Below are 24,415 nucleotides of genomic sequence, written 5' to 3'. Positions count from 1 at the left end.
ACAAGCTTTTAAGACTTAAAAGTATGATATAGAAACCTGCTAAAAGTCAGGCTTTTAAAAAATTATTTTTCACAACTCGCTGTTTTTCTGACACTTAATAAATTTGGATTTTTTTTCATTTCTGTATCGTCGATTTATAGTAGGTTAGACATTCTTTTTAAAAAATCAATAGAAAAATAATTTTTTTTTCTTTTTTTTTTTCACAATCTTGCATATGCAAAAATTGACACACCCTAATTTTTTAAAACACTGAAATAGAAATGAATAATAATCACTTCCAGGTCTGGAATAATTGTTTGGCTGTAATAAAAGACAATGTTCCTCCAATTAGCTTCAAAACATGGTTCGAACCAATCGTACCTTTGAACTTGGAGAATCAAGTCTTGACTTTACAAGTGCCAAGTCATTTCTTTTATGAGTATTTGGAAGAGCAATACATTGATATTCTTAGAAAAACATTACGAAAAGAAATTGGTAATGGTGCAAAATTGGAATACAATGTAGTAATGGAGAATAATCACATTGCTAATGCTAAGCCTATTTCAGTTGTTGTTCCTGGCAATAATCCTGCGAATACAAAAAATCGCCCGGTTAATATGCCAACAGATAAGGAAGAACAAACCATTCGAAATCCGTTTGTAATTCCTGGAATCAAAAAATTACATATCGATTCTCAGTTAAATCCTGATTATTCATTCACCAACTTTATTGAAGGTGATTGTAACAGATTGGCTAGATCAGCAGGTGTGGCTGTTGCTGAAAACCCTGGGGGAACTGCTTTTAACCCATTGGTTTTATATGGAGATTCTGGTTTAGGAAAAACTCACTTGGCTCAGGCAATTGGTCTTAAAACCAAAGAATTGTATCAGGATAAGACCGTACTTTATGTAAGTGCCAATAAATTCCAAACGCAGTTTACTGAGGCTATTCGCAATAACAACAAGAATGATTTTCTTCACTTCTATCAAATGATTGATGTCCTAATTATTGATGACATTCAAGAATTGGCAGGTAAAGAAAAAACACAGAATACATTCTTCCATATCTTCAATCACTTGCACCAATCAGGTAAGCAGTTAATTCTTACCTCTGATAAGGCTCCGATAGAACTGAAAGGTATGGAGAACCGTTTATTATCGCGATTTAAATGGGGTTTATCAGCTGATCTTCAAAATCCTGACTATGATACAAGGGTTAGAATTCTTCAGCAAAAAGCATACAAAGATGGTATTGTTCTTGACATGGATGTTATTGAATACATTGCAAGTAATGTTACCAATAATGTAAGAGAGTTGGAAGGAGCATTAATTTCCTTATTGGCTCAATCTACATTGAATAAAAAAGAATTGAATCTTGAGCTGGCAACAAGTATTATTGACAAATTGGTTAAAAATACAAAACGTGAGCTTTCTATTGATTACATTCAAAAAGTTGTTTGTGACCATTTTTCATTGCCTATTGATGTTCTTCAGGCAAAAACAAGAAAAAGAGAAATTGTACAGGCCAGACAAATTGCCATGTATTTTTCCAAAACTTTAACAAAAGCATCTTTGGCGTCAATTGGATCGCAAATTGGTAACAAAGATCACGCAACAGTATTACATGCTTGTAAAACAGTTAACAACTTAATGGATACCGATAGAGGATTCAAAACTCAAATTGATGAAATTGACAAAAAATTAAAAATGTAGTTCAATTACTAACTATACTATATTGCTACCCTGAGAAGCAGATTCATTTTGGATCTGCTTTTCTTTTTGGGTTTCATTCCTTATTTTTCGCCAAAATTCTAACCAATGCTATACTTACTTTTTGCCATACTATCCTCTGCCGGAATTTTTGTTTGCTTTAAATATCTGGAAAAATATAAAGTAGATATTCTGCTTGCCATTATAATTAACTACATCACAGCATCTGTTTGTGGATTTCTTTTAAGTGATTCAAATATTACTTTCACACAAATTGTTCACCAGCCATGGTTTAACATTTCGTTTATAATTGGAACTGCTTTTATTGCTGCCTTTTTTATAATTGGGAGATCAACTCAAAAAGCAGGAATTTCCATTACAACACTAGCTAGTAAAATGTCTTTTGTATTGCCAATGATTTTTTCCATTGTATTTTATCAGGAAGCAATTTCTACACAAAAAATTATCGGATTTGTTTTGGCCATAAGTGCTGTACTTTTAAGTATTTATAAAGATCAAACTGATGCCACCCAGCGCAAATATTTGTGGCTGCCAATACTACTGTTCTTTGTTGCAGGAACTGTTGACTCTCTTGTAAAATATGCACAGGAAGAATACCTTACATCTGGTGGACAGGAAATATTCTCTACCCTACTCTTCGCTATTGCGGCCATTTCAGGTTTTGTTGTTTTGATCATTAAAAAGCAAAATTTCAAAGAACTATTTCGAGCAAAAGTATTAATTGGAGGTCTTCTCCTGGGATTGGTTAACTTTGGTTCTCTGCACTTTTTAATCGCCTCATTGAACAAATCAGGCTTCGATAGTTCCGTTGTCTTTAGCATCATCAATATTGGAATTGTTGCAGTTTCCGTTTTAATAGGAATAGGTATTTTCAGAGAAAAACTAAACAAAATAAACCTTTTGGGAATAGTACTCGCAATTATTGCTATTTTTATCCTTACAAATTAAAAAACAAGTTTTATTGAATTGATGAGTAACGATACTTATAAAACCATTAGCCAACAATGCGAAGGCTTATACAAAGAAAAAGGCAGTAAATTTATAACCTATGCTTATCCGGTTAGCACCGAAGAAGAAATCAAAGAACACATTGCCAAACTAAAAAAAGAGTATTACGATGCTCGTCATCACTGCTATGCATACATGCTTGGCGCAGATAAGAAAAACTTCCGTGCCAACGACGATGGAGAGCCTTCTTCAACCGCAGGAAAACCCATTTTAGGGCAAATTCTATCCAATGATCTTACCAACATTCTTATTGTGGTGGTACGTTATTTTGGTGGAACGAAACTTGGAGCCAGTGGACTAATTCATGCCTACAAAACTGCAGCAGCCGATGCCATTTCAAATGCTGAAATTTTAGACAAAACAGTAAATGATATTTATGACATACATTTCGATTACCTGGTAATGAATGATATCATGAAAATCATAAAGGATGAGCAACCAGAACAACTTGGGCAGGATTTTAACTTAACTTGCAAAATTACACTAAGCATTCGCCAAAGTGAAGTGGAAAGATTAATTCAAAAATTTGAAAAAATTACCAGCGTAAAAGTAGAATATATTCGTACTGCCTAGCTTGTTATCTCTCAATCCAATAGACTATTTTTAATAATCAATATAATGCCAAGATTAAAAATTTGTTAATAATTAATCAAGTTTTCATTTGATTTCTCGAATAAATTATACCTATATTTGTAATCTAGAATGGAGTACATAATTATTCAATCTAGAGCCGCATTTATATCAGAAAGAAGTAAGTTTCATTACTTCTTCGCTCACATTTTCCATTATTTATTTCGATGTAAACGCAATAACAAGGCGTTTTTTCTTGATTGTTATTTGGGTAATCCCCTTCAAAAATATTTTTCAAAAAAACCAACATTACCATTAATTTCGGTAATTGTTGGTTTTTTTTTGTGCAGAATAATAAACAAGCATTTTATATACACTTTTAATTTTTAATCAATGGATAACAAAAGTTTAGTATCGATCGACGACTACACAAAAGAAGAAATCCTGGAAGTATTGGCCAGAGCAGCCGAATTCGAAAAAAATCCAAACTGCAACCTATTGGAAGGTAAAGTTGTTGCTTCGCTTTTTTTCGAGCCATCTACTCGTACTCGACTAAGTTTTGAAACTGCTATTAGCAGAATGGGTGGTAAAATTGTAGGATTTACCGATTCCTCTTCGTCAAGTGTTACCAAGGGTGAAACTTTGAAAGATACCACCAAAATGGTAAGTAATTATTGCGACTTGGTGGTTATGCGCCATCCAATTGAAGGGTCAGCTCGCTACGCTTCCGAAGTATCCGATGTTCCGGTAATCAATGCAGGTGATGGAGCCAATCAGCATCCTACCCAAACCATGCTTGACCTTTACTCAATTTACAAAACACAAGGAACTCTGGAAAACCTTAACATCTTTATGGTAGGAGATTTAAAATACGGACGTACCGTTCACTCCTTGCTAATGGCGATGTCGCATTTTAACCCAACCTTCCACTTTATTGCTCCAAAAGAATTGGAAATTCCTTTGGCGTACAAGATTTTCATGAACAAGAACAACATTAAATATCATGAACACACCGAGTTCAACGACATCATTAATGATGCTGATATCTTGTACATGACTCGTGTTCAGCGTGAGCGCTTTGCCGATCCGTTGGAGTATGAGAAAGTGAAGAATGTGTACATTCTAAAGAATGATATGCTTGAGAATACCAGAGATAACCTGAGAATTCTTCATCCACTTCCAAGAGTAAACGAAATTGCTGTTGATGTAGATGAAAATCCTAAAGCATACTATTTCCAACAAGCTCTTAATGGTGTTTATGCACGCCAGGCAATTATTGCAAAAGCTCTTGATTTATAATCACATTTTTCACGCTAAAAAGAACATCAAAATATGAACGCAAAAAAAGAATTACAAGTAAGCGCGATCGAAAATGGAACTGTAATTGACCACATTCCAGCAGAATATCTTTTTCAGGTAATTAATATACTTGGACTAGACAATTGTGATAATTCTGTAACCTTCGGGAACAATCTTGAAAGTAAAATATTGGGTAAAAAAGCCATCATCAAAATTGCTGAAAAATTCTTCGAAGATGACGAAATCAATAAAATCTCATTGATTGCTCCTCATGCAAAACTAAACATCATCAAGAACTACCAGGTAGTTGAAAAGAAAATTGTTGAGTCGCCTGACAAAGTGATTGGCATTGCAAAATGTATGAATCCAAAGTGTATTACAAATGTAGAGGCTGTAACAACCAGATTTAAGGTAATTGAAAAAACTCCTATTACTTTAAAGTGCCACTATTGCGAAAAAATTACTGATCACAAACATATTGAAATCATTTAATTGCATTGTGATTTTCTTGTTAGTTAAAAAAGCCCCTAGTGGGCTTTTTTTATTTTTCTACCTTTGCTGCAAATTATAAATTGATCATGACACAAAATACAGAAGAGTTAAAAGAGTTGGTTTCTGCTGCAATAGAGAATGGACAAAATGGAAAAATTAAAGCTTCTAAATCAGCTTTGCGCGATATTTATTCCACCATTAAAAATAATCCTTTTCTACTATGGGAAGACTCTTATGTATCCCAATTGGGTAAAGCAATTATTATGATGATTCATTGGGATATGATTGATGATGAAGACGAAAATATTGGATTGGCTCATCTTGCATATCTGTATATCAGCAAAGCAATTGAAAAAGAAGAAAGCTTACAGCCAGAAAGTGATAAATGTGAACTTTTTCGCTTAAGAAAGGATCGAATCATCATCATGAAAAGCTTCGATGATTTCTTCGTAGAGAGTTTACAAAATTTCTATTTCTCAGACAATAAAGCGACTGATTTAGATACCTACAACGAGCAAAGAAAAGCCGTTCTGAGTAGATTACCATTTATGCAATTTTCAGACATTTACCTTATTGAACAGGATTATCCAAACCTACGTGATGATGAGTTTCTTTTGGAGTTGGCAAATATGATTGAACACGATCAGGAATTTACCAATGAAAACTTAAACGAAGCCTTTCTACTTCATAAAATACTGTATAAATTCACCTATGAGGAATTGAAAAAAGGAGAATTGGTTTATTAATAAAGCTGATGTACTAGAATACAGAGACGTAAATTCATACGTCTCTTTTTGTATACAGCAAGTTCATTTCATAAAAAAAGACTTTTTTATCTGCAAAACATATCATTAGTTACTGAAGTTGAATTTTTCTTTCTATCTTAATGCTTTAAATGCATAGGTGCATACAAAATCGCTGAGTTTTTCCTATGTATGGTTTGATTTCAAACAAAATATTATCAGCAAAAACAATAAACAACAGCATTTTATGAGTATAGAAAAATACGACCTTGTTGTATTGGGAAGTGGTCCTGCAGGCTTCTCGGCAGCAATGCGTGCAATTGATTTTGGCAAATCGGTTTGTCTTATCGAGGCACAACATCTTGGTGGAGCTGGAATTATGAACGGAGCTCTTACCTCAAAAGCAATGTGGGAACTTTCCAGAGACTATTCCATTGCCTCATCAGTAATGAGGGGGTACCGGGCATCGGGATTGAATGTTGATTACAAGCAGGTACAAAAAACCATTATGCAAGCTGCAAAACAAAAGCAATTGCAAATGCTTTCGCAGATTGAAACCTATGCAGACCCAACTGAAAAGTTTGGAAACATCACTTTAAAACATGGTTGGGGAAAATTTATTGACTCGCATACCATAGAAGTTAAATCTGAAAAGAATACAGAGCTTGTTCATGGCGATAACTTTATTATTGCAACCGGATCGAGACCTCGCCCAATGCCTGACGTAGATATTGATCAGGAAAGAATTATCGATTCGGAAGGCATTATGAATCTGAAAGAGTTTCCTGAACGAATGATCATTTTAGGTTCGGGGATTATTGGTTGTGAATTTGCTACCATATTCTCCAACTACAATCAAACCGAAGTACACTTATTGGATAGACAGCACAAGGTAATTCCATACGAAGATGATGATTTAAGTAGCTTTGTGTCGAAAAATCTTGAAAATAATGGTGTAATTATACACCATACAGCCAATTTAAGATGCATTAGAAAACGACCAGATTTTCTGGAAGTCGTGCTTGATTACCAGGATGGACATTCAAAAGTAATTGAAGTGGACGTTGCGCTGGTAGCCATTGGTAGAATTCCAAACCTGGATAATATCGGTCTTGAAAATGTTGGTATTGAAAGAACCGAGCGTGGTTATTTGAATATCAACGAGGTTTGTGCAACCGACGACTTTAAGGCATGTAATGTTTTTGCTGCCGGTGATGTTTCAGGTCACGCACAGCTTTATTCAGTTGGAGAGCTACAAGGAAGATATATTGTAGAAGCTTTGTATGGAAATCTGGAGTATCCTCTAGACTATTCGAACATGTCTACGCTAATGTTCTTTAAGCCAGAGGTTGCTGCAGTTGGATTAAACGAGAAAGCTTGTCAGAAAAGAGGAATCCCATATAAGGTGGCTACTTACTCGAATTCCTTGGTAAACCGTGCAGTTGCAATGCGTGCGATTGATGGTTTTATTAAAATTATTGTTAGCGACGATGGCAATGATCGAATTTTAGGAATGAGAGCAGCTGGTCCGCAAGCCTCTACATTAATTACTTCCATAGCCTACCAAATCACTCAAAAAGGAACCTTAAAAGACATCCGACAAAATGTTCATCCTCACCCAAGTATTAGTGAAGGAGTACAAGAATGTTTAAGGGTTTTCGAAGAAAAATCGATATACAAACCCAAAGCATTTCCGGATTTAATTAAATTGAACAGTTGGAAACCCGAGAAGGTAAAAGAAGCATAAAAACAACACCCCAAATAGCTGATTGTATTTGGGGTGTTTGCATTTATAATCTAATAATCATTATTCAATTTTATCCGTATTTCTGTATCCTGCATTATCCTTATACCAATCAGGGTATAATTCTCCACCACTCTCGGCCCATTTGGCAAAATGATTATAGCCTTCGATAATCTCTACCTTCTCTTTTGTGTATTTAAATTCGTGAGCAATTGCAATGGCCCAAGGCAATCCTTTGGGTGATCTATAATCTCCATCTGAATCCAGGTTGGTTACACTTTGACTGGAATAGGGCTCTCCCAATGAAGTTCTACTATGATTTGACAAATGAATTTCTTTTGTTCTATTTCCATTCACAATCAGGAAAGGGTTAAAAGGACTTGTTCCAATTTCATCCAAATCCAAAGGTTCTGTGAATCGTATATTAATCGTTAGCTCATTATAATCTGGATCAGGTTCACTGGTTTCATTTCTATAGTTCTGCGACTGATCAAATGCAATAACAACAGCTTTTTCCTGATTTGCCTCCAAACCATTGGCTTGTATGTCTATGTAATCTGATCTGATATCTGTACCGGTAACACTTTCAATCTGACCTGGCAACAAATTATCGAACTGAATACCAAAGCCATTATTAAACGAAGCTCCCTTAACATGCTTCACCCATAATTTAGCCTCCATTCGAACTGCTTTGTTATCCAGATTAATCATCATGGTATACCTGTAATTTACCACCAAATCATTAAAATCATAATCTCCTTTATATGGCCACAAATCTTCAAAAGCAAGACTTCCCCATCCATATTTTGTTGGCGTAACCGTTTTTAGACACACCTCAGGGTCATTGGGAAACTCATCGATGTCATCAGGACAACCATCATTGTCAGAATCTCCAACATTCTCGTATTCCAAAGGTGTTTTTGTAAGGTCATTAATTGCCAATTCATTATCCGGATCACGGGTATCATACCCTCCTGTTTGCGTATCCATTACATACAAACTTGAAGGTGTAAAATTATCAGCAACCCAAATATCCGGAGTTTGTTTCGTATCGATACATAAAGAAGTTGGTGTAAAAGGCAAGTTATCCGCACTTTTTCGAACTGCATTCACTTCGTTCGAGCCCTCGTTAAAAGTTAAAGCATATAAACCACCAAAGGTCGACATGTACCAGTTTCCATCTTTTCCTTTTGCAATATCTCCTCCTCCTGTATTGTTCAATCCATCATCAATATTAAATGTTTCCAATACACTTCCATCAGTAGGATTTAATTTATAAATGTAGTCTTTATTAGAAAAATACAAAAAGCCTTCGTCATTGGCATATTCCAAACGAGGACCACCAAAACCCAAATTGCTATTGATAATGGTTGGTTCCGACACTGCATAATCATTCTCAACATCTACATCGTAACGATACAACTTGTAAGGTTTACCACGTCCGATGGTATAAAACTGATGATTGTGAAAATCCATAGCTACAGTCCACGTACCTTCAGCCAAATCACGCTTACGAACTGTCGTCATGTCTTCCGGATTCACCGTAAAAAGCTGTCCACTACCATTTACACACCAAAGAATATCACTTGCCAATCCAGCATTTTTTGTTGTGATTTTTGGTCTGGACTTGGTTTTCAAATTACTTCCATTAAAGGCCAAACTTAAAGGACGTTCTTCGGTAATATCACTTGTATAGGCACTGGCAAATGCACCTTTGTAATACTTTTTTAGCAGTAATTTCTTCACATTGGTTGGAACGGATAATGAGACATTTGCGTTACCACCCACAATACGAACTACTCCTAATTCAATGGTATTATAATGATCGGCTACAGGCACTTCATCGATAACCGTATTCCCCTCATCATCGGTATATTCAATCTCTTGCCAACCAATTACATCCTCATATGAGTAGATGTAATAGTAGGCTCCATCATCTGAATCGTTTATCTCCAGCTTTAGCTCTCCTGTAGTTTTAAAATCAAATTGATCGGGAATATTCAATTGCCCTAATAAGGTATTATCTGATACAGGATCTACCGGGGGCTTATCTGGTTCCTGTGAAGGTGTGCAGGAAAACAATCCTAAAAACATTACGAACAATAAAATGCTCCAAGTAAATTTCTTCATAGCAATTATTTTATAGTCAATTTTAATCCGTAAAATCATACTTACGTAAGTAATAAACATTTGTTTGAACAAAATGCACCATTATGGAAAAATGATAGATTCCAAAATAGAGAATTGACCTTATGCTCTGATTTTTGTAACTTATAATTGGTCAATAATCAATAAAACAATCAGATGAACTACGTGGAACTTATAAAACTAATTACCAATGGGGAATGGCGCAATGTGGAATCGCAAGAGGTGTGTTCGTTCTTTTGGACGGAACCCGATCAATCCATAAACATTAAATTCATATCAGGCAAAAAAGCCGGCAAAACCGACTCTCATAAATTCGTAAAATTGTACCTGAGCAAAGAACAGCAAGAAGACTGTCACGCCTTACAATTCCAAAGCAACTTGTTCACCAGTGAATTCAGTTTAGAATCGGAAGACAGCCATTTGTTTGTCTCCTCTAAAGTGTTTGGTGATATGGAATTGGAAAGACATGCTTAGTGCCTCTAATATATATTGCAACAAAACAAACAACTTGTGCAATCCAGACAACAAAAAAAAAGCCCAACCAAAAGGTTGAGCTCGCTACAAATGTCTTTTTTCTGCTTATTGATCGCTATGTTTCTTACACAGTTCAATCATTTTTTCCTGCATCATTTTATTTTCAGGATCACTTTTCAAAAGAATTTCCAATTGCTCTTTGGCAGTAAGGTATTCTTCCATACTCTCCAAAGACAATACATTCCTGTACTTTAATCGATCATCCTTGGCCAATTCACCAATTTTTGCTGCATAATTGGCTGCCTTCTCGTGCATATTCTCTTTGGTAAGCATTTCCCAAACTCTGTTTACCTGCTCGCTATCGGTATGATATTGCTTTGCCTCCTCACCTTCAACTACTCTTTGATAAGTTGCAATGGCATCTTCAATCGATTTCTCTTTCATATCGGCATACAATAAATCCGACAGAAACTTTTTAGGAGCGTCTACTTTTATCACTTTAAACTGATCATAAACCAAAGTGGCATTGGGAGGAATCACATCTCCTGCTCCCTTGGATCCATATGCCAATGAATCTGGAAGAATCGCAACCACCTCATCACCTTCGCGAAGCAGCATGCTAATTTCTGTAAAACCTTTAATCAAACGAGAATAATCAGCTGTATAGGTAAATAATGAATCAGGCAACTCATTGGTATTCCAAACCACCTTGCCATCAACCTGAAGGCTTAAATAAGCGCCTACCTTACATCCGGTTTCAACCTTTCGCCCCTCTCCTTTTTTAAGATAGAAATACTTTAAACCACTGCTTGTTTGAATGGTATCGCCCAAAGCAATTTCTTTATTGGCTGATTTTTTATTGTTACAGGCACTCATCATGAGCAGTGCTGCAAATAAAATGGAATAAATCGTTCTCATAGTCTTGTTATTATCTGGTATCTGTAATCAGAATTCCAAATGTAAGAAATAATAAAGTAGTGGAATGAAAATAACTTATGGAATTTCATCCAAAAGCTTTTTAAGATCCGATTATTAAACATATCAAACACCATTTATTTCCAATACCAGACCAATCTTATTTAAATTCATTAAATTGTAATGAATCAAATGAGCAAAGCATGTGTTATGATATACAAGCAAAATTGGAGGCTCAATTAAAAAGAGCCCGCAGGCTAAACCAAGCTGAAGTCATTCGCGAATTGGTGACCGAACTGGAACCATATATTACCAACTGGCATCATGTATCAGGATTTGCTCACCCCAATTTGATCATTTATACAAACGAAACTCCTGATTTACCAAAGATAGCATCTTGGGGGTTAATACCAGATTGGGTTAAGAATGAAAATCAAGCCAATGATTTAAGAAGAAAAACCATTAATGCCAGGGGCGAAAGCATATTTGAGAAACCTTCATTTCGAAAATCGGCTCAATATCATCGTTGTTTGATTTGCGTTAATGGCTTCTATGAACATCATCATAAGAATGGAAAAAAATTTCCCTTTTTCATCCAGATTGAAAATAGAGAAGCTATGAATCTTGCCGGACTTTGGAACAATTGGACAAACAAGCAAACTGGTGAAATTCTGAAAACTTTTTCCATTGTAACGGTGAAAGCCAACTCCTTCATGGCAGAAATTCATAACAACCCTAAGCTTAACGAACCAAGAATGCCTTTAATACTCTGCGATAAGAATGCGGATAATTGGATTAGTGCTTTATCCAAATCAAATGATATGGATAGAATTAAATCCTTAATAAAGCCTTCGAAAATAAATTCAGTTGCTCATACTGTTCGTCCTTTGAGAGGAAAACACTCAATTGGGAATTCTCCAAAAGCAAGCGAAATATTTCATTACAAAGACTTTAACAAGCTCTTTTGAATCCATCTAATTACAAAATTTAGTGCATATCTGAATTTATTTTTGGAGAATAAAAAAAATTACATATTTTTACTTTGAATTTCAAAGTACTTTTTATGAACCAACAAAAATACATTGATGATTTAAATGAAATTAAAGAGATGATGAACAAATCATCTAAATTTATTTCATTGAGTGGATTATCGGGAATTTCGGCAGGAATTATCGCACTGGTAGGTGCCTATTTTGCATGGATCAGCATCTATTCTGAAACTGGTTACCAAAATTTTGATCGCGCTCTCTTAAGTTGGGAACAACTTATTCAATTATTAAGCATCGGTATAATCACATTGTTACTTGCAGTTGGCTTTGGAATTTTCTTTACTCGCCTAAAAACCAAAAAGACCAAGCAAAACATATGGGATTCTCAAACCAAAAGACTGCTAATCAATTTGCTTATCCCTCTTTTGAGCGGCGGAGTATTTTGCCTGTTGATATTACTTAAAGGTTACATAGGTTTAATAGCTCCTTTAACCTTGATTTTTTATGGTTTGGCCTTGGTAAATGCAAGTAAATACACCCTAACCGAAGTTCGAAGCCTGGGAATTCTAGAAATCATTTTAGGATTAATTGCTACTTATTTTATAGGGTATGGCCTGATATTTTGGTGCATTGGATTTGGAATCCTACACATTGTGTATGGTATTATTATGGAGGTAAAATACAAGTCGTGAAAGATATTTTAAAAGATTTAAATAAAGCTTTTGAGAACCGAATTCGACTTGGAATCATGTCGGCCTTGGTGGTAAACGATTACCTGGATTTTAATGCCTTAAAAAACCTTTTAGGCGTAACTGATGGTAATTTGGCCAGTCACCTAAAGTCTTTGGAAAAGACCGAGTACATTCGCGTTCAAAAAGAATTCCTGGATCGCAAACCAAATACCAAGTACAGTGCAACAAATGAAGGGAAAGCAGCATTCCTAAAACACATAAAAGCCATTGAGCAACTATTGAAATAATTTTTTTTTACTATTCCACTTTGTATTTCAAAGTACTTTAAAAAACACAATATATGAACACAGAACAATCACCATTCGAAAAATTTGGCCGCTGGCTAAAACAATCCGTTGGATTAAAACTTTCCACTATTACCATTCTTATGCTTCTGCTTCTTATTCCTGCAAGTATGATCAAATCCATCATTCATGAAAGAGAAAGTCAAAATAAATCGGTACTTCATGAAGTAAGCTCTAAATGGGCCAATGAACAGCAAATTAATGGTCCTATATTAACCATTCCTCTGGTATATGAATATCTCAACAATGAAAATGAGACTATTAAGCAAACGAAACACTTACACATCTTACCAGACCAATTAAATGTTAATGGAGATATTGAACCCAAGACTTTAAAACGTGGTATTTACGAGGTAGTTGTTTACAGCAGTAAGCTGAAGGTTTCCGGACTGTTTGATTTAAATGCTAAAATTGATCAAAGTGGATTGAAAGAGATTCAATTTGACAAAGCTTTCATGAGCATCGGAATTTCTGACTTAAGAGGTATAGAGGATCAAATTCAACTTCAATGGGGAAAAGAAAAAATATCGGTTCAACCGGGGTCCCGTTTACCCATTATGATGCCATCTGGAGTAAGTCTGGATGTACCGAATTTGGCAGAAGATTTTACCAAAATGGTTAACTTTTCCTTTGATTTAAATCTACAGGGAAGTCAAAATCTTTCCTTTATACCAGTTGGTGGAAGCACACAAGTTGAGCTGCAGTCTCCATGGCCCTCTCCTAGTTTTAATGGCAACTTCATTCCTAAAACTCGTGAAGTTAGCGATAAGGGTTTTACAGCCAAATGGAAAGCCTTATTACTTAACCGCAACTATCCTCAATCGTGGGTAGATAGAAATATGGCAGACAGAATGCAAGATTCCAGTTTTGGTGTAGACCTTATTATGCCCTTGGATGATTACCAAAAAGCCACTCGATCGGCTAAGTATGCTGCAATGACCATCTCTTTAATCTTCCTGGTATTCTTCCTGGTAGAGATTCTCAACGGAAAAAAAATTCATCCATTTCAATATACTTTGGTGGGTTTAGCACTTTGCCTTTTCTATGTTCTGTTGATATCCATTTCGGAACATACCAATTTTAATATCGCATACCTAATTTCTGCCGGAGTTAGTTCCTTACTCATCTCTCTTTACTCAACAAGTGTTTTTAACTCATTAAAATTTACAGCTATACTGTCGTCAACAATTCTTGGAATTTACACATTCCTTTTTGTAACACTTCAACTTGCTGATTATGCATTGCTAATGGGTAGTATAGGCTTAACAGTTATTCTTGCCATCACCATGTTCTTTACCAGAAATATCAATTGGTACAAACTGCATGTAAGTGCTGAATAATTCAATTTAAAATCCGATTGAGAAATGAATAAAAAAAGCAAATTCTCCATAAAAACTCTATTAAACAGTTTCAAACATGCTTTGCGAGGTGTAAAAATTGCAGTTAAAGAAGAAGATAATGCCAAAATTCATTTGGGCATTGGTATTATCATGTACGTGCTGTCTGCTGTTTTGAAGCTGAAAAAAATGGAAATTGTTGCGGTGCTTTTCTCAATCGGATTTGTTGTAGTAGCAGAACTATTTAATTCAGCGATCGAAAATCTATGTGATTTTGTTCAGCCAAATCATCACAAACAAATCAAGAAAATAAAAGACATTTCGGCAGCTGCAGTATTAATTAGTGCAATTACTGCTTTCATTATCGGAGTATTGATTTATACCGATTATTTAATGAATATAGCATCAAGGTTCTTAACTCCTTAAGGCTATTTATTAATATATCGGCATTATACCCAAAGATATTCTCATAGTATAAATGGCATAATTTGCCTAAATTGATCCATCAATATAAAAAACTGAATAATATGGACTTTTACGAAAGCATCTCAAAATACTACCATTATATTTTTCCTTTGAATAAAATGCAGCTTGATTTTATTGGCAAAAGCCATCATCAAGCAAAAGATGAACTTTCCATTTTAGATATTGGTTGTGCCATTGGTGATTTATCATTGGAACTAGCTGAAACCTACCAGAAGGTAATTGGTATAGACCTGGATAAAGGGATGATTGACAAGTCAATCACCAAAGGAAAGAACTACAAAAACCTTGAATTTCATTTGCAGAATATGCTGGAACTCGATACGGCCTTTGGACCAAATTCGTTCGATATTATTGCCTGCTTTGGAAACACATTGGTACACTTAAACTCAGATGAAGAAGTATTACAATTCTTTCGGAATGCAAAAGCGGTTTTAAAGAAAGATGGAAAACTTCTTTTTCAAATTATCAATTACGACCGCATCATCGATCAGAAGATTGATCACTTGCCTACCATTGAAAATGAGGTCATAAAGTTTGAACGCAACTATGAGTATCATTCTTCATTGGGGAAAGTTGATTTTGAAACCATACTAAGCATTAAAGAAAATGACAATAGCATTCAAAACTGCATTGCTTTATTAGCACTCAGGAAATCAAAAGTGGAAGAACTCTTGCAAAAAGCAGGATTTACAAACATTTCATTTTTCGGAAACTTTAAACGTGAAGATCTCACGGAAAACAGCATGCCTTTAATTGTTGAGGCAAGTTAATACCCTAAGTATCTGCTTTTACATATCGTTATTTTTTAAATCCTTCATATCCTACAGAAATGAAAGTTAAACTCGTATTGCCTTCACTCACCGAGGCGAAGAGCCCTTTTTGGCGTCCAATTAAATACTCCTTGTTCCCTCCTCTTGGTTTAGCAAGCTTAGCATCTTACCTTTCTGCAGAGGATGAAATTGAACTCGTAGATCAACATGTAGAAAAATTACATATCGATGACAATACCGATTTGGTCCTAATTCAAGTATATATTACCAATGCAAAGCGAGCTTATAGAATTGCCGATCATTACAGAAAACGTGGGGCTTTTGTAGTTTTGGGAGGTCTACATGTTACTTCACTGCCAAATGAAGCAATCCAACATGCAGACACTGTGATTCTAGGACCTGCAGAGCAATCCTTTCCTGAATTTCTGCAAGATTTTAAGATGAAAAAGGCTAAAAAATTCTATCATGCAAAAACAGGAAGAACCATTGAAAACCAACCAGTAATCAGGAGAGATTTGATCAAACGAGAAAAATACTTAGTCCCCAACTCTCTATCCATATCAAGAGGCTGTCCTCATCACTGTAGTTTCTGCTATAAGGATGCCTTTTTTAAAGGTGGAAAATCATTTTACACACAACGAGTAGATGAAATTCTTGCTGAAATTGATCGACTTCCAGGAAAGCATCTCTACTTTTTGGATGATCATCTTCTGGGCGATCCAAAATTAGCTACTACCTTATTTCGTGAAATGAAGGGAATGAACAGAGTCTTTCAAGGAGCTGCTACTGTTGAATCCATTCTTAAAGGCAATTTATTAGAATTAGCCGCCGAAGCAGGCTTAAGAAGCGTATTTGTAGGATTCGAAACCTTCTCGGAAGAGAATTTGCGCCAAAGCAATAAAAATCAGAACCTAAAACAAAGCTATGAGTTGGCTGTTAAAAGGCTGCACGATTTAGGAATCATGATCAACGGTAGTTTTGTTTTTGGGCTGGACCACGATAATCAAGATGTATTCAAACGAACGGTTGACTGGGGAGTAAACCATTCAATTACTACAGCAACCTATCACATTTTAACACCCTATCCAGGCACAAAGCTCTATCAGGATTTAGAGAAGCAGAATCGTATTCTTACCAGAGATTGGGATTTATATGACACAAGACACACGGTATATGAAAGCAAAAATTTAAGCGCAAAAGAATTGGAGGATGGATATGAATGGGCCTATAAGGAATTTTATTCCTGGCAGAACATTTTCAAATCCTCTTTCGCTCATGATCATCTTACCCATCAACTAAAACATTTATTCTATACTGGCGGATGGAAAAAATTTGAACCACTATGGAATTTCATCATCAATACAGGAGGTTTGAAACGAATGTTGCCACTATTGGAATTGCTTCTTTGCGAAGTTGACAAGGCCAAAGCAAATATTTCTGACAATGCTCTATACAAATCATTTCAATGATTTTTCGTATATTCTATATTCCATAAACTTTAAACCAGATTTGAAATGAAGTATACCATTGAAATAGAAATTAACAAGCCTATTGATGAAGTCGTAAAATTATTTAATAGTGAAGATAACCTTTTTAAATGGATGGAAGGTCTGCAGAGTATAGAACACCTAACGGGAGAACCTGGAACAAAAGGTTCTACTTCAAAAATGATTTTCAAACAAGGGAAAAAAGAAATGGAAATGCTTGAAACAGTAATCTCTTTAAATCTTCCTGAAGAGTTTATTGCAAGCTATGAAGCAAGAGGGGTTTACAATTTGGCTAAAACCACTTTTCTACCTTTAGGCGATCACAAAACAAAGTACTTAACCGAACAGGAATTTCAACTGAAAGGGTTGATAAAAATATTTGGATGGCTTATGCCTGGAGCGTTTAAAAAGCAAACCGAAAAATACCTGCAAATGTTTAAGGAGTTTGCCGAAGAACAATAAAATATTTTGAAATAACGGTTCACGCAAAGAAACGCTAAGTTATAAAAGAAAGAACGCAAAGATGAGATTATTATACCTCAACACTTTGCGTTCTTTCCGTTATTATTTTTTGCGACCTTTGCGTGAAATGTCAGCAGCCTTATACTTTTTCTTTAGAATCCCAAACCAAATCTTCCCCAATATTCATTCTCCAATTCTTTCCAACGTAGCATTGTAGCTCCTGTAAAATCTTTGGTGAATTTATTTAGAAGTGTGGTCGCTTCTTCTTTCTTGCCTTCTTCTAAAAGCTTCTTGATTTTAGCCTCAAAATACTCCGCATCGCTAAAACCTTTGTCTTCAAAATAAGCCACTTCTTCCATCATGCCTTTTCTGGTTTTTTGCCATTGCAAAGTAGCCAATTTGTTGGCCTTTCTGTATTGCCAGATTGCAGCATCTTCTCTGTATCGTTTTTGACCACAGAAATTAAAGCTCTCAGGAAGTTTCGTTGTTCCTGAATAAATTGGAACACGAGGGCTTTGTGCTGGATTATCGAAAGAGAACCAAGCTCTACCACCAATTTCATCAGGCAACCAATCTCTCAACTGAATGATATGAGAATAAGAACACCATGCAACAGCAACCGTTCTCTGATACTCGATGGTTCCCTCTTTAAGGTAATTACGCAAGTTTCTGTGATCTCTTGTTGGCCATGGGTGAGCATTTGGAGCGATAATGGTATCAGCACCAATCTCCTCTTTCTTATCGTTGTATTTTTTCTTCACCACTTTTAGGTTTTGAGTCATATCATACTCAGTACCTTCATAGGTTTCGCGATACAATGCAATTACGTCGCGTACAGAAACTTTCTGATCTGGTTTTACCGAGAATGGCAATTCATCTGCTTCAAAATCCAATTTTAATGATGGAGCCAAAGCATTTAGAATGAAAAACTCACGAATTTTGAATGGTTTATCAACCTTACCATAAGCTTTCCAGAACTTGAATTCTTCTTTTCCATCCCATCTTTTAAGATTCTTTGCTACAGAGAATACATTATCCGAATACATGAAGTAATCCTTGTTCTTTTTCTCGATTTTACCAATTCTTGAAATATTTGCCGATACACCAACATGATCATCAGGAATACGCTGAGCAGCCCAAACCCCTCCGACATTATCAGGACCTTCTCCGAAAATTTCCATTTGCCATACTTCATGCTTGTCTGCAATGGTGATACACTCACCCCAATCGCCGTAACCATATTCTTTGATTAATTTGCCGATTAATTTGATAGCATCGCGAGCTGTAGTACAGCGCTGTAGTGCAATTCGCTCCAACTCTTCAATCAGGAACATTCCTTTTTCGTTCACCAATTCTTTAGGACCAACAATGGTAGTTTCACCAATTGCCAATTGCTTTTCGTTCAAACATGGATAAGCGGTATTTAAATATGCGTAAGTTTCTTTCGCTTGTGGAATGGTACCTACAACATTCATTTTTCTTCGATCCCAAGCAGTTTCAGTTTTCAGGCTACCCTTGTAAACTTCCATGGTAGTATCCTTCTCGAACTTCTGTCCTTTCTCAACCTCTAACCAGGTTCTGTATCGTCCATCGCAAGTATGACTTGTAATTACAGATCCATCAGTCGATGCCTTTTTACCCACCATGATACTGGTACAACTCTCTCCAAAAAACGGATCGTTTACCTGATCTAAAACTCCTTGTGCAACAACACTTGCCGGCAATATGCAAAGCATGGCAAATGCTGCTAATAGTAACTTTTTCATGTGTTTGTTGTTTAAATGTATGCCTCAGCTTTAAAATTGAGCTCTAAAAGTAATTTATTCTCATTATTCTTCCAATTGTACAACAAAATGATTGATAATGCTTTTAAACAAGTATGCATTTATGGGTTTATCACCCTACTTGTTGTTAGAAATTTACCATTTGAATAAATACCGATTATATATTTCCTCCACCCTTTAGTCTGTCAGCAGTTTGTTCACATACAATTTTCGCATTAATGTTTTCACGAGCTCCTCTTCGTTCCGGTTCCCTAGAAGGCAAACCCCTAAGATTAATGGCATTTTAAAATCAAGCACTGTCCTATAAACTTTAAGCCTTCCCCTGCTAGGGGAAGTGCCGATAGGCGAAGGGGTGCAAAACAAACTCAAAAACCCCACTTTTAAGCTTCATTAACTTTTGTTTAAAGCATTTAGCACAATTCTACCCTACATTTGTAATGTACAAAAACAGAGAAGTTTTTTCATAGAATTAGATTTAGGTTAGTAAATAGTGGTTAGAGAAAATCCCGAATCTTAAAAAGTTCGGGATTTTTCTTTGGTAACAATTAGATTCTAATTTTATTGAATTTGATATGGGTTTCCTCCACCCTTTTGCCTGTCGGCACTTCCCCTAGCAGGGGAAAACTTAACTTGAAAATTAGACTGTTGATTATTTTTTATTGAATTTCTTGATGCAATTTTTCTATAAACATTCCGGCACTCCGTACCTAAATTGCTTTATGAATAAAGCAGCAGAGCTGCGAAATATTTATAGAGCCACGCATTAGAATTTTAAACAAGGTGCAGCGCACCGTGATATGAATCACAATATTCTAATCACTTTTAAGTTTCATTAACTTTTATTCAATCCATTTAGCACTCTTCTACCCTACATTTGTAGCATACAAAACAGAGAAGTTTTTTCATAGATTAGATTTAGGTTAGTAAATAGTGGTTAGAGAAAATCCCGAACTTTTAATAGGTTCGGGATTTTTCTTTGATAATATTCTGTCCTCAGCTAAAGCTGGGAGAAATAGAAATAGTTGTTGCAGCGTTCATACAAACCAAATATTACGGTACGCTGTACCCTTTTCATTTCATTCCAATTTTTCTATAAATATTCAGGTACTCCGCACCTAAATTTATTTAAGAATAAAGCTGCAGAGCGGCGAAATATTTATAGAACCACACATTAGAATTTTAAACAAGGTGCAGCGCACCGTGATATGAATCACAATATTCTAATCACTTTTAAGTTTCATTAACTTTTATTCAATGCATTTAGCACTCTTCTACCCTACATTTGTAATGTACAAAACAGAGATGTTTTTTCATAGGTTAGATTTAGGTTAGTAAATAGTGGTTAGAGAAAATCCCGAACTTTTATAAGGTTCGGGATTTTTCTTTGGCGGTATTCCAAGAAAAGTCAAAGGGTGACTATTTACATCTTGCAAATCAGTCACCCCTTGACTACAATACAACTCAAGCAAAGCATTTATAAAAAACTAATATATCGGTACGCCGTACCTTTTTTCACTTCATTCTAATTTTTCTATAAATATTACGGTACTCCGTACCTGAATTTCTTTAAGAATAAAGCTGCAGAGCGGCGAAATATTTATAGAACCACACATTAGAATTTTAAACAAGGTACAGCCCACCGCAACACTAGTACTGTCCTTTAATTTATAAGATCTTCCCCTTATAGGGGAAGTGCCGACAGGCGAAGGGGTGCAAAACAAACTCTCACTCCCACTTTTAAGTTTCATTAACTTTTATTCAATGCATTTAGCATTCTTCTACCCTACATTTGTAACATACAAAACAGAGAAGTTTTTTCATAGGTTAGATTTAGGTTAGTAAATAGTGGTTAGAGAAAATCCCGAACTTTGAACAGGTTCGGGATTTTTCTTTGGCGGTATTCCAAGAAAAGTCAAAGGGTGACTATTTACATCTTGCAAATCAGTCACCCCTTGACTACAATACAACTCAAGCAAAGCATTTATAAAAAACAAATATATCGGTACACTACACCTTTTTTTCATCTCATTCTAATTTTTCTATAAATATTCCGGTACTACGCACCTGAATTTATTTAAGGATAAAGCAGCAGAGCTGCGAAATATTTATAGAACCACACATTAGAATTTTAAATAAGGTGCAGCGCACCGCAACACTAGTACTGTCCTTTGATTTTAAGTTCTTCCACGCTTAGAGGAAGTGCCGACAGAAAAAAGGGTGCAGCACAAACTCTCACCCCCACTTTTAAGTTTCATTAACTTTTATTCAATCCATTTAGCACTCTTCTAACCTACATTTGTAATGTACAAAAACAGAGAAGTTTTTTCATAGATTAGATTTTAGGTTAGTAAATAGTGGTTAGAGAAAATCCCGAACTTTGGTAGGTTCGGGATTTTTCTTTGGTAAAAGTTATTACTATTTATTCATAAGTTGTTTTTCCTTCCACTTTTCTTCAGCTTCAATTAATGGCCTATGCCATTCCCAAAGTTCTTTCATAGTTGAGAAATCTGATGGAATAGGATTAGATTCACTAAATGCTTCAGCAATTGTTGTAGGTAACACATGTTGAAAATAGTTTTCACTTGTTCTTCGAGGGTTACGGGCTAAAGATGATTCAAAATAACTAGTCGCATAATCATAATGGTGAGAATGAATAAATTTATCCCACCTATTAACAACAACATCTTCATCTTGCACATCAATTACTTCAAATTGTTCCATATTTCTTGCATCTTTACCACCATAAGCTTCATCTAGTAATCTTACTGCTTCAACATCCGACTCTGGAGCACCATAACCGAACACTGTTACCAATTTCGTAGATTTTTCACCTAACCAAAATTTCAAACGATCCCACTCAGTAGAAATAAATTCATCTTGATTATAATTCTTTTCATGAACTGGGTACAAGAGTTTTGTTGGTTCAAAGAAACCTCCATCTCTTCTCATATACATTCCTGCGAGTCCACAACGCTTATCTTCATAACTATATCCAATTGATACATTCCCATGTAAAAAAGACATAAGAGGTAAGTCTTTTGTAAACTTACTATTTCTGCAAAAAGCCTGATAAAGAAATGGATCCCAATTAAAAGTTGCAATTAGATCTCTGGGTCTTAAAGACAACACAAGAAGATCATAAATAGTCGGTTCTTCAGGCAACCTCATATCTTTAAAGTAACTAATTACTCTTCTCTCAATCTCCTTAATTGCGGTTGAATTAGGATCATCTCTATGAAGGTTACTATAGAGAGTTTCAAAATTCTTTGCTTTGAAACGATCATCAATGGACTCTAAAATATCCTCCAACCCAACTAATTCAATGAAATTATCCATTGAAGGTAATTTCTTTCCACTTAATTCAGGGTTTCTTAAAGTCGAGGCAATACTTGCTCCTGCACCTAGTATCACAACATGACCTCCACCTCCATAAACAGTATTAATTCTATCTTCTCTTTTTAAACCTGTCATAATGTTTTGTACAAATTGTTCTTATTTCAGTTGTATCTTTCTCAAAACAAAAGCCCCCACCAAGTAGAAGCTTTTGCATCGCTATTCTAAATCTAAATCACTTCGGCATCCGCCTCGGCCTCACTTTCTGTACGGCGGCGTTTTATCAATTCATTGCTTTCATCTATTAAATGAGCAATAGTTTGAGCTGTTGCCTTGTAAGTATCTGGTTTTGCCTTTGCCATGGTATTCATATAGCCTACCAAATTGTCGTTTATTTCTTTTACAGCTAATTTCTTTAGCTTACTGGCTGTTGCCAAATCTTGCTTGGCTCCTTCGCCTTCGGCTTGCTGTAGTTTAATGGATTCAAAATCATCTTCAGCCGCAGTTAAGGCAGTAATAATTTCACCCACACCTTGCAGTTTGGCAATTGCGGCTACAACATCCTCTTTACCTAAATCTTTAAGCATCGATCTTACCTCAGCTGTTTCTGCATCGTTGTTCTCATCCTGAATACCCATACCGTAATTTTCTAAAATTCTATAAACCACCAAAGCAGCTTCCTTTACCTCGGCTACCGGAATATGAGTATACCCTTCAACCAATTTAAATAAGGATCGAATTTTCAAATCGCGAACACGATCTTTTTCGGCCAGTTGCGAGTAAGCAATTAAACGTTTTAGAGCCTCTGTTAATGAGGTACTATACTCACTAATTTTTGCGATCAGAGCTATTAAGTAAGTATCGGTAGTCCAGTCGTTCTGTGCAAATGCATCTATAATTACTCTTACCAATGCACTAGCATCGTTATTACGAATGTTGGTTTTAATTTTTTTAATCAATTTCATAGTCTTTGTTTTAAGTGTTAGTTATATTGATTATTAAAATTTAAGTCTCTGAATTTCCAACTCCCATTATTTCCGAAAACAACTTGTAAGCTTTCATTAAACGATGAAAGAGCAAAAGTTCAACCTTTCATGCTTTCATTAAATGATGAAAGAGCAAAAGTTCAACCTTTCATGCTTTCATTAAACGATGAAAGAGTAAAAGTTCCACCTTTCATGCTTTCATTAAACAATGAAAGAGCAAAAGTTCCATCTTTCATACTTTCATTAAATGATAACGCTTCAAAAAAATATTTTGCTTTCATTAAATGATAATTGTTCCAATACCAACTTCCCCATTTTCCCATCACACTCTATCAAATTTATATTAATATTTTTACTTAACAAAGAAATAATTGTTTTTATTGATTCACATCCTTAAACAATTAGTAAAATCAACAAAAACACAAGCATAAACACCCTATCATCCTTATTTTATGAATTATACCAAAATTCATTTAGAGATTTATCTCATTTAAATTCACCTCTCAATCATTGCAATCACCACATATTACTAACTTAATAATAAATCCAAATCCACAACTATTAAAATCTATGATAGATAAATATCTCCCTTAAGCATTACAAAACAGCCAAGGGTTTCTCTTTCCAAATCAAAAACAAACCT

General features: G+C 35.3%; 22 protein-coding genes. 16 read left to right on the top strand and 6 right to left on the bottom strand.

What is annotated here, in order from left to right; genetic code table 11:
- Positions 1–260: 260 nt before the first annotated feature.
- The 7 genes from dnaA (at position 261) to BXY64_RS08555 (ending at position 7,568) form a co-directional block, all read left to right on the top strand.
- Entirely contained in the window at positions 261–1,691 is a 1,431-nt protein-coding gene (gene dnaA, locus BXY64_RS08585) for a chromosomal replication initiator protein DnaA (RefSeq protein WP_120239467.1), read from the top strand.
- A gap of 105 nt (positions 1,692–1,796) precedes the next feature.
- Positions 1,797–2,657, top strand: coding sequence for an EamA/RhaT family transporter (locus tag BXY64_RS08580; RefSeq protein WP_120239466.1), 861 nt, complete (start codon positions 1,797–1,799; stop codon positions 2,655–2,657).
- Positions 2,658–2,678: 21 nt separating this feature from the next.
- Complete coding sequence (locus BXY64_RS08575; protein WP_120239465.1) at positions 2,679–3,290, top strand: IMPACT family protein; 612 nt, start codon at positions 2,679–2,681, stop codon at positions 3,288–3,290.
- A gap of 390 nt (positions 3,291–3,680) precedes the next feature.
- The gene (gene pyrB, locus BXY64_RS08570; protein ID WP_120239464.1) at positions 3,681–4,586 is read left to right on the top strand and encodes an aspartate carbamoyltransferase; all 906 of its coding nucleotides are present in this window, start codon (positions 3,681–3,683) and stop codon (positions 4,584–4,586) included.
- A gap of 33 nt (positions 4,587–4,619) precedes the next feature.
- Positions 4,620–5,078 (top strand): aspartate carbamoyltransferase regulatory subunit, encoded by a 459-nt coding sequence (gene pyrI / locus BXY64_RS08565; protein ID WP_120239463.1) that lies wholly within the window; start codon positions 4,620–4,622, stop codon positions 5,076–5,078.
- An 86-nt stretch (positions 5,079–5,164) separates the two neighbouring features.
- Positions 5,165–5,824, top strand: coding sequence for a hypothetical protein (locus tag BXY64_RS08560; RefSeq protein ID WP_147375951.1), 660 nt, complete (start codon positions 5,165–5,167; stop codon positions 5,822–5,824).
- Between the two features lie 244 nt (positions 5,825–6,068).
- Positions 6,069–7,568 carry a dihydrolipoyl dehydrogenase family protein gene (locus BXY64_RS08555; protein ID WP_120239803.1) on the top strand — a complete coding sequence of 500 codons (1,500 nt, stop codon included), beginning with the start codon at positions 6,069–6,071 and terminating at the stop codon, positions 7,566–7,568.
- 60 nt (positions 7,569–7,628) lie between these two features.
- On the opposite strand, the gene BXY64_RS08550 is transcribed toward BXY64_RS08555, so the two are convergent.
- Positions 7,629–9,695, bottom strand: coding sequence for an LruC domain-containing protein (locus BXY64_RS08550; RefSeq protein WP_170150618.1), 2,067 nt, complete (start codon positions 9,693–9,695; stop codon positions 7,629–7,631).
- A 174-nt stretch (positions 9,696–9,869) separates the two neighbouring features.
- On the opposite strand from BXY64_RS08550, the gene BXY64_RS08545 reads away from it, so the two are divergent.
- Entirely contained in the window at positions 9,870–10,187 is a 318-nt protein-coding gene (locus tag BXY64_RS08545; protein ID WP_120239460.1) for a hypothetical protein, read from the top strand.
- 105 nt (positions 10,188–10,292) lie between these two features.
- On the opposite strand, the gene BXY64_RS08540 is transcribed toward BXY64_RS08545, so the two are convergent.
- Positions 10,293–11,105, bottom strand: a complete 813-nt coding sequence (locus tag BXY64_RS08540) for an FKBP-type peptidyl-prolyl cis-trans isomerase (RefSeq protein WP_120239459.1) — start codon at positions 11,103–11,105, stop codon at positions 10,293–10,295.
- Positions 11,106–11,305: 200 nt separating this feature from the next.
- Here BXY64_RS08540 and BXY64_RS08535 point away from each other — a divergent pair, with 200 nt between their 5' ends.
- The 8 genes from BXY64_RS08535 to BXY64_RS08500 all read left to right on the top strand — a co-directional run bounded on the left by BXY64_RS08535 (position 11,306) and on the right by BXY64_RS08500 (position 17,669).
- Positions 11,306–12,070 (top strand): SOS response-associated peptidase, encoded by a 765-nt coding sequence (locus tag BXY64_RS08535; RefSeq protein WP_120239458.1) that lies wholly within the window; start codon positions 11,306–11,308, stop codon positions 12,068–12,070.
- Positions 12,071–12,165: 95 nt separating this feature from the next.
- Positions 12,166–12,783, top strand: a complete 618-nt coding sequence (locus BXY64_RS08530; protein ID WP_120239457.1) for a hypothetical protein — start codon at positions 12,166–12,168, stop codon at positions 12,781–12,783.
- Positions 12,780–13,070, top strand: a complete 291-nt coding sequence (locus BXY64_RS08525) for a winged helix-turn-helix domain-containing protein (RefSeq protein ID WP_054719939.1) — start codon at positions 12,780–12,782, stop codon at positions 13,068–13,070. Before BXY64_RS08530 ends, BXY64_RS08525 begins: the two co-directional genes overlap by 4 nt.
- A gap of 53 nt (positions 13,071–13,123) precedes the next feature.
- Complete coding sequence (creD, locus tag BXY64_RS08520) at positions 13,124–14,467, top strand: cell envelope integrity protein CreD (protein WP_120239456.1); 1,344 nt, start codon at positions 13,124–13,126, stop codon at positions 14,465–14,467.
- 24 nt (positions 14,468–14,491) lie between these two features.
- Positions 14,492–14,890, top strand: coding sequence for a diacylglycerol kinase family protein (locus tag BXY64_RS08515; protein WP_120239455.1), 399 nt, complete (start codon positions 14,492–14,494; stop codon positions 14,888–14,890).
- Between the two features lie 101 nt (positions 14,891–14,991).
- Positions 14,992–15,720, top strand: a complete 729-nt coding sequence (locus BXY64_RS08510; RefSeq protein ID WP_120239454.1) for a class I SAM-dependent methyltransferase — start codon at positions 14,992–14,994, stop codon at positions 15,718–15,720.
- Positions 15,721–15,779: 59 nt separating this feature from the next.
- Positions 15,780–17,189: a B12-binding domain-containing radical SAM protein gene (locus BXY64_RS08505; protein ID WP_120239453.1), complete on the top strand. Its 1,410-nt coding sequence runs from the start codon at positions 15,780–15,782 to the stop codon at positions 17,187–17,189.
- Positions 17,190–17,234: 45 nt separating this feature from the next.
- On the top strand, positions 17,235–17,669 hold the full coding sequence (locus BXY64_RS08500; RefSeq protein WP_120239452.1) for an SRPBCC family protein: 435 nt from the start codon (positions 17,235–17,237) through the stop codon (positions 17,667–17,669).
- A 152-nt stretch (positions 17,670–17,821) separates the two neighbouring features.
- On the opposite strand, the gene BXY64_RS08495 is transcribed toward BXY64_RS08500, so the two are convergent.
- The 4 genes from BXY64_RS08495 to BXY64_RS21415 all read right to left on the bottom strand — a co-directional run bounded on the left by BXY64_RS08495 (position 17,822) and on the right by BXY64_RS21415 (position 24,098).
- Positions 17,822–19,435 (bottom strand): dipeptidase, encoded by a 1,614-nt coding sequence (locus BXY64_RS08495; protein WP_120239451.1) that lies wholly within the window; start codon positions 19,433–19,435, stop codon positions 17,822–17,824.
- A 2,433-nt stretch (positions 19,436–21,868) separates the two neighbouring features.
- Positions 21,869–22,924, bottom strand: coding sequence for a hypothetical protein (locus BXY64_RS08490; protein ID WP_120239450.1), 1,056 nt, complete (start codon positions 22,922–22,924; stop codon positions 21,869–21,871).
- Between the two features lie 92 nt (positions 22,925–23,016).
- Positions 23,017–23,751 (bottom strand): DUF6261 family protein, encoded by a 735-nt coding sequence (locus BXY64_RS08485; protein WP_120239449.1) that lies wholly within the window; start codon positions 23,749–23,751, stop codon positions 23,017–23,019.
- A 161-nt stretch (positions 23,752–23,912) separates the two neighbouring features.
- The gene (locus tag BXY64_RS21415) at positions 23,913–24,098 is read right to left on the bottom strand and encodes a hypothetical protein (RefSeq protein ID WP_211334440.1); all 186 of its coding nucleotides are present in this window, start codon (positions 24,096–24,098) and stop codon (positions 23,913–23,915) included.
- Between the last annotated feature and the right edge of the window lie 317 nt (positions 24,099–24,415).

Origin of the sequence: Marinifilum flexuosum (assembly GCF_003610555.1) — a bacterium.
Taxonomy (GTDB): domain Bacteria; phylum Bacteroidota; class Bacteroidia; order Bacteroidales; family Marinifilaceae; genus Marinifilum; species Marinifilum flexuosum.
Note: the sequence above shows the minus strand (reverse complement) of the source record. Positions and strands in the feature narration are given on the sequence as shown.

What these genes read in the sequence shown, in the direction of transcription:
- pyrB (WP_120239464.1), top strand. Translation starts at nt 3,681, where the DNA reads ATGGATAACAAAAGTTTAGTATCGATCGACGACTACACAAAAGAAGAA.
- BXY64_RS08495 (WP_120239451.1), bottom strand. Translation starts at nt 19,435, where the DNA reads ATGAAAAAGTTACTATTAGCAGCATTTGCCATGCTTTGCATATTGCCG.
- dnaA (WP_120239467.1), top strand. Translation starts at nt 261, where the DNA reads ATGAATAATAATCACTTCCAGGTCTGGAATAATTGTTTGGCTGTAATA.
- BXY64_RS08560 (WP_147375951.1), top strand. Translation starts at nt 5,165, where the DNA reads ATGACACAAAATACAGAAGAGTTAAAAGAGTTGGTTTCTGCTGCAATA.
- creD (WP_120239456.1), top strand. Translation starts at nt 13,124, where the DNA reads ATGAACACAGAACAATCACCATTCGAAAAATTTGGCCGCTGGCTAAAA.
- BXY64_RS08500 (WP_120239452.1), top strand. Translation starts at nt 17,235, where the DNA reads ATGAAGTATACCATTGAAATAGAAATTAACAAGCCTATTGATGAAGTC.
- BXY64_RS08555 (WP_120239803.1), top strand. Translation starts at nt 6,069, where the DNA reads ATGAGTATAGAAAAATACGACCTTGTTGTATTGGGAAGTGGTCCTGCA.
- BXY64_RS08540 (WP_120239459.1), bottom strand. Translation starts at nt 11,105, where the DNA reads ATGAGAACGATTTATTCCATTTTATTTGCAGCACTGCTCATGATGAGT.
- BXY64_RS08550 (WP_170150618.1), bottom strand. Translation starts at nt 9,695, where the DNA reads ATGAAGAAATTTACTTGGAGCATTTTATTGTTCGTAATGTTTTTAGGA.
- BXY64_RS08580 (WP_120239466.1), top strand. Translation starts at nt 1,797, where the DNA reads ATGCTATACTTACTTTTTGCCATACTATCCTCTGCCGGAATTTTTGTT.
- BXY64_RS08490 (WP_120239450.1), bottom strand. Translation starts at nt 22,924, where the DNA reads ATGACAGGTTTAAAAAGAGAAGATAGAATTAATACTGTTTATGGAGGT.
- BXY64_RS08485 (WP_120239449.1), bottom strand. Translation starts at nt 23,751, where the DNA reads ATGAAATTGATTAAAAAAATTAAAACCAACATTCGTAATAACGATGCT.
- BXY64_RS08535 (WP_120239458.1), top strand. Translation starts at nt 11,306, where the DNA reads ATGTGTTATGATATACAAGCAAAATTGGAGGCTCAATTAAAAAGAGCC.
- BXY64_RS08510 (WP_120239454.1), top strand. Translation starts at nt 14,992, where the DNA reads ATGGACTTTTACGAAAGCATCTCAAAATACTACCATTATATTTTTCCT.
- BXY64_RS08515 (WP_120239455.1), top strand. Translation starts at nt 14,492, where the DNA reads ATGAATAAAAAAAGCAAATTCTCCATAAAAACTCTATTAAACAGTTTC.
- BXY64_RS08505 (WP_120239453.1), top strand. Translation starts at nt 15,780, where the DNA reads ATGAAAGTTAAACTCGTATTGCCTTCACTCACCGAGGCGAAGAGCCCT.
- BXY64_RS08575 (WP_120239465.1), top strand. Translation starts at nt 2,679, where the DNA reads ATGAGTAACGATACTTATAAAACCATTAGCCAACAATGCGAAGGCTTA.
- BXY64_RS08530 (WP_120239457.1), top strand. Translation starts at nt 12,166, where the DNA reads ATGAACCAACAAAAATACATTGATGATTTAAATGAAATTAAAGAGATG.
- pyrI (WP_120239463.1), top strand. Translation starts at nt 4,620, where the DNA reads ATGAACGCAAAAAAAGAATTACAAGTAAGCGCGATCGAAAATGGAACT.
- BXY64_RS08545 (WP_120239460.1), top strand. Translation starts at nt 9,870, where the DNA reads ATGAACTACGTGGAACTTATAAAACTAATTACCAATGGGGAATGGCGC.